The sequence below is a fragment of the Brenneria alni genome (assembly GCF_003666245.1).
In the GTDB taxonomy this organism is placed as follows: domain Bacteria; phylum Pseudomonadota; class Gammaproteobacteria; order Enterobacterales; family Enterobacteriaceae; genus Brenneria; species Brenneria alni.
In genome coordinates this window covers 21,039-32,806 of record NZ_MJLZ01000002.1, presented here as the reverse complement: position 1 = coordinate 32,806, position 11,768 = coordinate 21,039, and the positions used below count along the sequence as shown (strand labels likewise).

At 51.0% G+C, this 11,768-nt stretch carries 7 protein-coding genes; 3 read left to right on the top strand and 4 right to left on the bottom strand.

Annotated elements, in window-relative coordinates; all coding sequences use genetic code 11:
* Positions 1-197 precede the first annotated feature (197 nt).
* Genes BIY29_RS01235 through phoB form a run of 3 tightly spaced genes read right to left on the bottom strand, consistent with a single transcriptional unit; the run spans position 198 to position 3,212 of the window.
* On the bottom strand, positions 198-1,157 hold the full coding sequence (locus BIY29_RS01235; RefSeq protein WP_121573034.1) for a PstS family phosphate ABC transporter substrate-binding protein: 960 nt from the start codon (positions 1,155-1,157) through the stop codon (positions 198-200).
* 15 nt (positions 1,158-1,172) lie between these two features.
* Positions 1,173-2,495, bottom strand: a complete 1,323-nt coding sequence (gene phoR, locus BIY29_RS01230; protein ID WP_121573033.1) for a phosphate regulon sensor histidine kinase PhoR — start codon at positions 2,493-2,495, stop codon at positions 1,173-1,175.
* 27 nt (positions 2,496-2,522) lie between these two features.
* Entirely contained in the window at positions 2,523-3,212 is a 690-nt protein-coding gene (gene phoB, locus BIY29_RS01225) for a phosphate response regulator transcription factor PhoB (RefSeq protein ID WP_121573031.1), read from the bottom strand.
* 422 nt (positions 3,213-3,634) lie between these two features.
* On the opposite strand from phoB, the gene sbcD reads away from it, so the two are divergent.
* The 3 genes from sbcD to rdgC all read left to right on the top strand — a co-directional run bounded on the left by sbcD (position 3,635) and on the right by rdgC (position 9,562).
* Positions 3,635-4,861: an exonuclease subunit SbcD gene (gene sbcD, locus BIY29_RS01215; protein WP_121573027.1), complete on the top strand. Its 1,227-nt coding sequence runs from the start codon at positions 3,635-3,637 to the stop codon at positions 4,859-4,861.
* Positions 4,858-8,541: an SbcC/MukB-like Walker B domain-containing protein gene (locus BIY29_RS01210; protein WP_121573025.1), complete on the top strand. Its 3,684-nt coding sequence runs from the start codon at positions 4,858-4,860 to the stop codon at positions 8,539-8,541. The genes sbcD and BIY29_RS01210 overlap by 4 nt, the downstream gene beginning before the upstream one ends.
* A gap of 109 nt (positions 8,542-8,650) precedes the next feature.
* A complete protein-coding gene (rdgC, locus tag BIY29_RS01205) occupies positions 8,651-9,562 on the top strand; it encodes a recombination-associated protein RdgC (RefSeq protein ID WP_121573023.1) in 912 nt (303 codons plus the stop codon).
* 69 nt (positions 9,563-9,631) lie between these two features.
* Here rdgC and BIY29_RS01200 read toward each other — a convergent pair whose 3' ends face one another.
* Positions 9,632-11,422, bottom strand: coding sequence for a methyl-accepting chemotaxis protein (locus BIY29_RS01200; RefSeq protein ID WP_121573021.1), 1,791 nt, complete (start codon positions 11,420-11,422; stop codon positions 9,632-9,634).
* Between the last annotated feature and the right edge of the window lie 346 nt (positions 11,423-11,768).

Below are 11,768 nucleotides of genomic sequence, written 5' to 3'. Positions count from 1 at the left end.
CGGCCTGCGCACTGAAAGCACGATGGCCAATAGATAATATTGTGATGGAATATTGGCCAGCTTACCGCATAACGACAAACCATTCAGACATCTGGCCGTCTATATTTAATCAGCATCCTGTCACGCGCGCTTACAGCGGACAATGGAAGATTTTTCACTTTACATGAAGAAAATTCATTTTATAGATAAGTCCAGATTCACTGGTGAGCAATGGTTTCTATTGCGCCCAGACCAAGCTGAAGACGAGTCAACCGGAGCACTTCCTCAGGCAACGGCAAATAACCATCCTGACTGACCAATGCCTGCCCGGCATCCGACAGCACACGATCCAAAAAAGCAGCGACCAGCGCGTCCAATGGGCGGCCAGGGGTTTTATTCACGTAGATATAAAGATAACGGGTATAAGGATAAAGCCCGCTGCGTATATTCTCGGTAGAGGGGAAAATATAATCCGTATCTTTTGATGCCAACGGCACCAGTTTTACCGCGCTGGTACGAAATCCAACGCTGGCGTAGCCAATAGCATCGGTTGATGCCGCGATAGCCTGTACGACGGAAGCGGAACCGGGGAGTTCGTTAACCTGAGGCAAAAAATCACCACCACACAGTACCCGTTGCTTGAAAAACCCGTAGGTTCCTGATGCAGAATTACGGCCATAACGCAGTAGCGAACGCTTTTCCCAGTTGCCACTCAACCCCAGATCGTGCCAGTTTTTTACCGGTTTATGACCGCCGCAGCGCCGGGTAATGGAAAAAATCGCATCCAGTTGCGATAAACTCAGACCCGGCAACGGGTTATCCTGATTAACCATCACCACCAGGGCATCCATCGCCACCGGTACTGCCAGCGGCGGGTAGCCATAGCGCTGTATAAAAGCATCGATCTCGCTGGTTTTCATCGCACGGCTCATAGGGCCCAGTTGCGCGGCCCCCGATGCAAGAGCAGTTGGCGCGGAAGATGAACCTGCGGCCTGAATCTGCAAATTCACGCTGGGGTAATACTGGCGAAAATCCGCCGCCCAGAAAGACATCAGGTTAGCTAAGGTATCCGAACCTGCACTGGACAGATTGCCCATCAGTATTTGATGCGGTTGCGCCATGCTGAAAACGCTGAACAGCAATAAAATAGCGCCCACGATATTAACGGCGGATTTCATGAATAGGGTTTTCCGTCAGACTGAGGGTTTCACGGTATTCTCAGCCAGGGAGGCGGGCACAATCAACTGATTCGGCAGCGTAAACATAAAACGTGAACCCAAACCATCCTCACTCATGATCTCCAGGCGCGAATCATGGTGACTGAGCGCATGTTTAACAATCGCCAACCCTAGCCCGCTGCCGCCAGTCTGCCGTGAACGCGCTTTGTCGACGCGATAAAAACGTTCCGTCAACCGAGGCAAATGTTCTGCTGCTATCCCCGGCCCGTTGTCGCTGACCTGAAACTGCGCGCCCTGTGGAATTTTCTGCCAGCAAACTTCAATGCGCGTCCCCTCCGGCGTATGATTAACCGCGTTATACACCAGATTGGAAACCGCACTGCGCAACTGTTCTTCATTACCAAAAACCTGAAGATCCTCATTTACGCGGAACACGATATCATGGCGGCCATGACTCAATGCCTGAGCTTCACGCTGCAATACACGCATCATCAGCGGCATGTCGACTTTCTCATTCAGATCGATTGCCCCCGCCACTTCAATACGGGACAAGGTTAAAAGCTGTTTTACCAACCCGTCCATACGTCGCGTCTGCTCCTGCATGGTATTCAGGGCTTTACTGCGCAGAGAGTCATCCAGCGTTTCGTCCTGCATCATCTCCAGATACCCTTGCAGCACGGTTAATGGTGTTCGCAGCTCATGGCTTACATTGGCAAAAAAGTTACGTCTGGCTCCTTCCAACTGGTGCATCTGAGTAATGTCGCGTACAACCATCAACAGTTGCCCTTCTGAATAAGGCATCACGCGGAACTCAACATGGTGGGAGTTGTTTAGTTGCAGCGTCAATGAGCGGCTGAAATCCTGTCCTTTCATATAACTGGCAAATTCAGGGTAACGCAGTAAATTGAGGATATTCTGTCCGTTATCTTCAGGCCAGCGCAAACTGAGCAGATGTTGGGCCAAATGATTACACCAAAAGATAGTGCCTTCTTCGGTGGTAATCACCACGGCATCCGGCAACGACTCGGCGCCGCTGCGAAAACGCTTAATCAATAACGCCAGTTCACGCCGACGCCGGCGATTGCGCAGTTGCATCTGATAAAGGCCGTAAAACAGCGGTTCCCAGCTCCAGCGTCCGGGAGGGGGTGTCATGCTGCGGTCGACCCACAGCCAGTAAGAGAGTTTAAGCTGGTTATAAAAACTCCAGCATAGCGTCGCCAGAGTGGCGACCAAAAGAAACCAGGGCAGATAGCCGAAGATCAGTCCCAGTAAAAACGCGGGCAGGCAAAACAAAGCCAGCTCCAGCGCCAGCCTCTTCCATGATAGACGTTCTAGCACGTTAATGTTTCTCCGGTACAACAACCTTCAATAACGCGTTGAAAAACGGTATCCCGTTCCTCGAACGGTTTGCACCATTTTATCATGACCGCTGGTTTCCAGCGCTTTACGCAACCGGCGGATATGAACATCAACAGTGCGATCTTCTACATAAACGTTAGTACCCCACACGTGATTCAGCAACTGTTCGCGGCTGTAAACCCGTTCAGGGTGCGTCATAAAGAAGTGCAAAAGTTTAAATTCCGTTGGCCCCATATCCAGCGAGATTTCTTCCGACGTCACCCGATGAGAGGAAGGATCGAGGTTTAACCCACGCATTTCAATGACTTCCTCAACGGCCATCGGTGAAATGCGGCGCATCACCGCTTTAATACGAGCCACCAGTTCTTTAGGCGAAAACGGTTTGATAATGTAATCATCCGCGCCCACCTCTAGCCCACGAACCCGATCTTCTTCCTCACCGCGGGCGGTCAACATCATGACCGGTATATCACGCGTAAGCGCCTCACGCTTCATATGTTTGATGAATTGCAAACCCGATCCGCCTGGCAGCATCCAGTCCAGCAACACCAGTTCAGGGAAAGGTTCTGACAATTGTGCTACCGCGCTGTCATAATCTTCGGCTTCGACTGGCTGATAACCATTCTGCTCCAGTACAAAGCATACCATTTCACGAATCGGTGCTTCATCTTCCACGACCAATATGCGTCTTGCCATTGTTAATCCTGTCGTTAGTCATCATCGCCGTTAACATGCGCAGAGCATTATGCGTCAGTTTTGTGACAGATTTATGAAAAAAACGCCGGGAGCGTTTTTTCAACGTCACAACGTGACGACCTATAAGGCGAGCCCCACGGACGGGGCGAGTAAAAAAACGCCGGGAGCGTTTTTTCAACGTCACATCGTGACGGCCTATAAGGCGAGCCCCACGGACGGGGCGAGTAAAAAAAACGCCGGGAGCGTTTTTTCAACGTCACATCGTGACGGCCTATAAGGCGAGCCCCACGGATGGGGCGAGTAAAAAAAACGCCGGGAGCATTTTTTCGAGTCGCTTTCCAAACTTACGTTTCCGCAACGACAGTTAACCTTGTGTCTGTTTATAATCAACAGCATCGCGATTACACCGCTCAGGGAGTTCCATGCGTATTATTCACACCGCCGACTGGCATCTGGGGCAGTATTTTTATACCAAGAGCCGCGCATCTGAACACCAATCCTTCCTGCACTGGCTTATCGCTCAGGTCGAACAGCATCAGGTGGATGCAGTAATAGTAGCAGGAGATATCTTTGATAGCGGTTCGCCGCCAAGTTATGCACGGGAAATGTATTACCGTTTTATTGTCGATCTACAGCGTACCGGCTGCCAGTTAGCGATATTAGGGGGCAACCATGATTCTGTCGCAACGTTAAACGAATCACGGGATCTGCTGGCCTGTCTGAATACGCAGGTGATTGCTGGCACCGATGGCAACCTCGACAAACAGATCCGTGTGCTGGAAAACCGTCATGGGCAGCCCGGCGCCATACTGTGCGCCATTCCTTTTTTACGTCCGCGTGATCTGATGACCAGCCAGGCAGGGCAATCCGGCGATGAAAAACAGCAGGCGTTGCTGGAAGCCATCACCACGCATTACCAGCGGTGTTATCAGTTGGCCTGTCAGAAGCGCGATATATTGGGGTTGCCATTACCCATCATTGCCACCGGACACCTGACGACCGTCGGCGTCACCGCCTCCGACTCTGTACGTGACATTTACATCGGTACGCTGGATGCATTTCCGGCGCAGGCTTTTCCTCCGGCAGACTATATTGCTCTCGGCCATATTCACCGCCCACAGCGCGTGACGAAAAGCGCCCATATTCGCTACAGCGGTTCCCCTATTCCACTGAGCTTTGATGAGTTAAGTAGTGAAAAATCCGTTTACCTGGTCAATTTTGCACCGGATAATCCGCCGACGATAGAAGCTCTCCCTATTCCGGTTATCCAGCCAATGCAGCTTATCAAAGGCAATATGGCTGATATAGAACGCCAACTCGCCGCTTTTAACCATTATCAGGGTGAGAAACCGGTGTGGCTGGATATTGAAATCACTACGCAGGATTATTTGAGCGATATACAAAAACGCATTCAGGCGCTGACCGACGGTTTGCCCGTCGAGGTGCTGCTGCTACGCCGCGCACGTGAACAACACCGGCAGGCGCTAGTCCGGCAGCAGAAAGAAACACTGAACGAGTTGACGGTGCATGACGTTTTTGAGCGCCGACTGGCAGCCGCCACTGATCTGGAAGAGAGCCAGCAACAGCGCGTGCGCACGCTATTTGATCAGGTTATTGATGAATTGGAAGATGGTGAGCGCGTCGAATGAAAATACTCAGTCTGCGGTTAAAAAACCTCAATGCCCTGAAAGGTGAATGGAAAATTGATTTCACCCAGGAGCCCTTTGCCAGCAACGGTTTATTTGCCATTACCGGCCCCACGGGCGCGGGAAAAACCACGCTGCTTGATGCCATCTGCCTGGCGCTGTATCACGCAACGCCACGGCTGAAAAATATTTCCGCCAGCCAGAATGAACTCATGACCCGCAACACAGCGGAATGTCTGGCAGAAGTGGAGTTTGAGGTCAAAGGCATCGGTTATCGTGCGTTCTGGAGCCAACGCAGAGCCAGAAATTCTCCTGATGGCAACCTGCAAACCCCAAAAGCCGAACTGGCACGTATCGATGACGGTAAAATCCTGTGTGAAAAACTGACTGAAAAACTGGAGATAACCGCCGATATCACCGGGCTGGATTTTAGTCGTTTCACCCGCTCTATGATGCTGTCGCAGGGGCAATTTGCCGCCTTTCTGAATGCGGATGCCAATGAACGCGCTGAGTTGCTGGAAGAACTAACCGGCACGGATATTTACGGGCTGATTTCCGAACGTGTTTTCAATCAGCACAAACAGGCCAAAATTGCGCTGGATACGTTGCAGGCACGGGCTGCGGGAATTGAACTGCTGAATAGCGAACAGCGCCAGTTATTGGAAACGCAACTGTCATCATTAACACAGCAGGAGCAGACGCTGATTACCGAACGCGAACACGTGCTGACTTATCAACGCTGGTTTGAACAACTGGCTCAGTACCAGCGATCGCTGACCATCGGCAAAGAACAGCTCACAGCGGCAGAAACGGCCATCCAGCAGGCACAGCCAATGCTTGAACGACTGGCGCAAAATGAACCGGCTGAAAAACTCAGACCACTCCAGCAGGACAGAGACCGTAACCAATTGGAGTCCGCTTCATTGTTACAGCAGATTGCCAGCCTCACGGAACAGCAGAAAATACAGCTAAACGCATTGGAAGCGTTACGCCAGCAAGAAGAGAAAGCCATGCAAGAATGGCGTCACTACGCTGATTATCGCCAGCAACAGGAGACGCTGATCAGTGAACATGTCATTCCGCTGGATCACCAGATCCAAACCCTGCAACAACAGAGAGTAAAACAACAGCAAGAGCTTGAACGCACGCTGACACGCCAACAAACCGATCGGCTAAAGCTGAGGCAAACAGACCAGCAGCATCAGTCCACTCAACAGCGACTTGAGCAACTCCGGGGCTATCGTCAGCAACACCTGCATCATCAACACTGGGGGGAACACCTCTCTCTGTGGCAGGCCCAGTTTCAGCGGCAACAGCAACTTGAGCATGAACTGGCGAACCTGAACCAAAGACAGGAACAGTATGAGCAGCAGTCAAAACAACTGAACCAACATGCGGCGCAACTAGCCGTGCAACGTGCGGAACAACAACGTGAAGTTAGTCATGCACAACAGCAATTCACACACCACCAGCACACCTTTCAGGAACAGCAAGCACAGCAACCAATTACCGTTCTGCATCAGCAACTTAACCAGTCTATTGCGCTGCGGCCCGATCGCCAGCTTTTAGCCACCACCAGTGCGTTATTCCAACAGCTTGCGGCCCGCCAACAGCAACTGAAAACCCAGCGAGGACAACTACAAGTACAGATCAAACAGGTGGAAGGTCAGCGTGAACAGCAACGCAAGGAGGCAGAACAACGTCGCCGGCACCTGGCCGATGTAGATAAACGCCATCAGTTGGAAATACGCATCGTACAGTTGGAAAAGGAACGGAACCGACTACAGGCTGGCGAAGAGTGCCCTTTATGCGGCTCCACTCACCATCCGGCGATTGAACGCTATCAGGCGCTGCAACCGTCGGAAACTGAACAACGCTTATTACAGTTGCGTCAGGACGTCAGCGAGTTGGAAAACACGCTGGCCCATACCGAAGCGCGTCTGGCGTCATTACAACAACAAAATCAACAGCAGCAGAATGATCTCGCCCATCTTGATGAGGAATACCAGACGTTGCTGCAACAGTGGCAAGACGTCAGTAAGCGCTTACAAGGGGATTATGCTCCCGAACAAGCAGCCGAAATAGCCGAGTGGCTGGCGCAATGTGAAACACGGGAACAACATCTTCAACAGCAGATTTCGGTTTGTGAACAGGCTCAACGGCAATGGCAGGAAAGTAAGGATTCACTGACCAGTGCTAATGCCTTGCTGCAACAGACCGAGCAGCAAATAGCGTTGAATACTCAGCAACAGCAAACGCTGAAAAAAGCCCAGTCTGAACTGCGACAATCTCTGCAACAGACGCGGGAACAACAGACACAGCATCAGCAGACGATGGAAAAAACGCTGGCAGGTTTCGCCCTAACCGTGCCGGACACGGCGGAGCAAGCAGGCTGGCTGACGCAACGCGCTCAAGAATGGCAAACATGGAAGGATACCGAGCAGGAACAACAACAATTATCAAACCAACGAGTGGCGCTGGAAGCGGAACGCCAGCATCTCACAAAAGCTATTGAGGATACGGAACAACAGCTTCTGACATTACAGCAACAGCAGGCCTTGCACATAAAAATGCTGGAAGAATCTCAGTTACGGCGGCAACAACTTTTCGGTGACCAACAAACGGCGGATATCAGCAACCAGCTTCGCCTGAACAGCCAGCAATACGAACAGGCTGGCCGACAGGCACAGGAAAAGCGTCAACAGGCAGAATCAGCGCTGCATCGCTTAAGCGGTGAGTTAGCCAGCGTTCAGCAGGCGCAAACCCGCGTGGCCACTTTGCACCAGCAGGCAGTACAATCTTTCGCCCAGGCTTTACAGCACAGTATTTTCGCTGATGAAGCGGCATTTAAACGTGCATTACTTGATGAGCAGGAACGTAACCAACTGCACGACTGGAAAGAAAAACTTTATCAGCAACTGCAACAGACTACCGCGCTTTATCAACAGGCTGATCAGTTATTGACCCTACATCAGCAACAACGACCTGAAACGCTGGCAACAGAGGCGACCCCGCTCACTATGCAACAAACGCTGACCGAATTAAGTAACGAGCTGAAAGCCAACCTTCAGCAGCAGGGGGAAATTCGTCAGCAATTAACCTCTGACCAACGTCACCGCCAAAATCAACAGGCGCTGTTGGCCGAAATCGCCCAAAGCCAGCAACACTGTGATGACTGGAGCTGCCTGAACGAACTCATTGGTTCACAAAAAGGCGACAAATTCCGCAAATTTGCTCAGGGGCTGACGTTGGATCATCTGGTGTATCTGGCTAACCTGCAACTTGCCCGGCTGCATGGCCGCTATCTGTTGCAACGTCAGGTCAATGACGAGTTGAAGTTACAGATCGTGGATACCTGGCAGGCTGACGCGGTAAGGGATACGCGAACGCTTTCTGGTGGGGAAAGTTTTCTGGTCAGTCTGGCGCTGGCGCTGGCCCTCTCCGATCTGGTAAGTAATAAAACCAGTATCGACTCGCTGTTTCTGGACGAGGGCTTCGGCACATTGGATGCCGAAACGCTGGACACCGCGCTGGATGCCCTCGATAACCTCAATGCATCGGGGAAAACCATTGGGGTAATCAGTCACGTGGAGGCCATGAAAGAACGTATCCCCGTCCAGATTAAGGTCTCGAAGGTTAACGGTTTGGGCATCAGCCGGTTAGCGCCGGAGTTTGCGGTATAGCCGATGAATAATCTTATTTTATTCTACACAAGGCGGCTGAATTCGTTATCATGCGCGCTGCATCAATGAACCTGCGTGCAAACCAGCACGCCCAGTCAGGGATAACGCCATGCTGTGGTTTAAAAATTTAATGATTTACCGCTTAAGCCGGGAAAGCGTTTTATCTGCGGATGAGATGGAAAAACAGTTAAGCGCTTTTGCTTTCACGCCGTGCGGCAGTCAGGACATGATGAAAAGTGGCTGGGTGTCGCCAATGGGCTCCCATAGCGATGCTTTAACGCACGTTGTTAACGGGCAGATCGTTATCTGTACCCGTAAAGAAGAGAAAATCCTACCCTCGCCGGTGATTAAACAGACCTTGCAAGCCAAAATTGAGCGGCTGGAAGCGGAACAACATCGCAAGCTGAAAAAAACCGAAAAAGACGCCCTGAAAGACGAAGTGCTGCATAGCCTGCTGCCGCGGGCATTCAGCCGTTTCAGCCAAACCTGGTTATGGATTGATACCGTCAATGGCCTGATTATGGTTGATGCCGCCAGCGCCAAAAAAGCGGAAGACACGCTGGCGCTCTTGCGTAAAACGTTGGGTTCGCTACCCGTGGTGCCGCTGACGATGGAAAATCCGATAGAGCTGACGCTGACTGAATGGGTGCGTTCCGGTGAACCACCGGCTGGTTTTGCCTTACAAGATGAAGCCGAGTTGAAAGCCATTCTGGAAGATGGCGGCGTTATACGTTGCAAAAAACAGGATCTGGTTAGTGACGAAATTGCCGTGCATATTGAAGCTGGCAAGCTGGTCACCAAACTGGCGCTGGACTGGCAGGAGCGGGTTCAACTGGTGCTGTCGGATGACGGTTCGCTGAAACGACTGAAGTTTTCCGATACCTTGCGCGAACAAAATGATGATATTGATCGCGATGATTTCGCTCAACGCTTCGATGCCGATTTTATTTTGATGACCAGTGAACTGGCTGCGCTAATCAGCAACCTGATTGAAGCATTAGGCGGAGAGGCGCAACGCTAACGCGTATTACCTCCCCGACACGGCCAGACATTAGCCCACCGCTGCAACTGGCGGCGGTGGGCATCTTACCTACACCTTAAAATGGCCTACGACAGAATTCAGATCTTCCGCCTGAGACTGCAATGCCGCAGACGCCGCCGCAGATTCCTGAACCAATGCCGCATTCTGTTGCACCATTGAATCCAACTGCGCTACCGCCTTGTTGATTTCATGAATACCACGCATTTGCTCATCCGCCGCATGAGTGATCTCAGACATTACCGCCGTTACTGTCGATACCCCACCAACAATCTCCTTCATGGTATTACTGGCCTGATGCACCTGAGTCGAGCCGGATGTCACGCTGGAGACGGTGGATTCAATCAGGCCTTTAATCTCTTTCGCGGCCTGGGCGCTACGTTGCGCCAGATTGCGGACTTCCCCCGCAACCACTGCGAAACCGCGTCCCTGCTCACCGGCACGGGCCGCTTCCACCGCCGCATTCAGCGCCAGAATATTGGTCTGGAAGGCAATGCCGTCAATCACGCCGATAATATCGCCAATTTTACCCGACGCGACCACGATATCGTCCATCGTCACAATCACGTCAGACACCACTTTCCCGCCAGTACCCGCATCTTTGGCCAGCAGCTGTGCCTTCTCATTAACCTGTTGAGCAGAGCTGGCGGATTGCGTCACCGTTGCGGAAATCTGCTCTAACGCCGCCGCCGTTTGCTGAATACTGGAAGCCGCAGACTCGGTGCGTGACGACAGGTCATTATTTCCGGCTGATATTTCATCCGCCGCCAGTTGTAACGAGGAACTGATATCGCGGATCTGAATCATCACCTGGCTGAGTTTGTCGATAAAGATATTAAATGAACGTGCTATCTGAGCCACCTCATCATGCCCCTCATCAGGCAGGCGCTGTGTCAGATCGTTGTTACCGTTGCTGATATCATCCATTGCATCACGAATCAGCAGCAAACGTCTTAGCGTTGAGGTAATAATAAACCCAACCACCAGCGAACCCAGTAAAGCAATCAACAGCAGCGTACCAACGGAGGTAAATAGCAAAGAACGCATACCCGCTGTAGCCTCTGCTTTATCCAGCGCCACCAGCACATACCAGTCAGTCCCGCGAATGGGTTGGGCGAGAACCAGTTTCGTTATGCCGTCGACATCAACGGCTAGCGGACGCGTTGCCGTCATCAACGCGCTCAGATTAATCCCTGGTGCAATTTCAGTGATATTCTTTAATGTGAGCTTTTCATCAGGGTGCGCGATGATCATGCCATCCTGAGCAATCAACACGCCAAAACTGGCAGGTGTTGGATGAATCGACTTCACGTTTTCAATCACGCTCTGCATCGACAAATCACTGCCCACCACGCCTTTAACCGTGCTGCCATCCAGCACCGGAGCCACGAACGAGACAACCAACGTATTGGTCGCCATATCGATATAAGGGGCGGTGACCAGCGGTTTTCCTTCCTTCACGGCCTGGTTATACCAGGGACGGACAGTGGGATCGTAATCGGCGGGGATGCCGCCGGGGTCAGAAAATTTCGACGTTTTATTAGCGTATCCCATGTAAACGTTGATAAACCCGCCTGCGGCGGCAATCTGTTTAAACACAGGGATAGGTTCATCATCCACCCGCACCCTATCGTAGAGTGACGTAATCATCTGGGTTTTAGATTCCACCCACTCGCCAATTGCCATGCTGTGGCTGCTCGCCACCGCGTGCAGCATACTGTCGATGGACTCATCATTAGAGTCATTTGCTATGGTGTAATTAAGAAAAGAGTTTATTGAGAGAGAGAGTACAACAATCGCAGTACAGGCTGCCAAAATTCGGGCTCGTGTCGTCTTCAGCATAGGAAACTCTTAGCAAAGAAAGTTATGCAAATCATAACGGCACAATAAAGCAAAACTTGAGATAGCTCACAGATCATGACAGTGATTTATCAGGAAATTAATAAGAAAAAATTAATATATTCCACTACATTTAAGGCAAAGATAAATACTTAACAACCAATTCGTAACAAAATATTAGTTTACTTTATTAAAAACCGGAATAGTGTCAGTAGATACAACTTATTCTTCTTTATAATAAAAAGCTATATTATGAGGAAAGAGGTGGTTCATTTTTAACCAAAACAGGCGGTATGACCACACAGCCCATCGCAATTAATTATCACAGGCATTTATATAACCCGCTAAC

Bases quoted from the DNA above. Each gene is read 5' to 3' on its own strand.
- BIY29_RS01235 (WP_121573034.1), bottom strand. From the start codon at position 1,157: ATGAAATCCGCCGTTAATATCGTGGGCGCTATTTTATTGCTGTTCAGC.
- phoB (WP_121573031.1), bottom strand. From the start codon at position 3,212: ATGGCAAGACGCATATTGGTCGTGGAAGATGAAGCACCGATTCGTGAA.
- sbcD (WP_121573027.1), top strand. From the start codon at position 3,635: ATGCGTATTATTCACACCGCCGACTGGCATCTGGGGCAGTATTTTTAT.
- BIY29_RS01210 (WP_121573025.1), top strand. From the start codon at position 4,858: ATGAAAATACTCAGTCTGCGGTTAAAAAACCTCAATGCCCTGAAAGGT.
- rdgC (WP_121573023.1), top strand. From the start codon at position 8,651: ATGCTGTGGTTTAAAAATTTAATGATTTACCGCTTAAGCCGGGAAAGC.
- BIY29_RS01200 (WP_121573021.1), bottom strand. From the start codon at position 11,422: ATGCTGAAGACGACACGAGCCCGAATTTTGGCAGCCTGTACTGCGATT.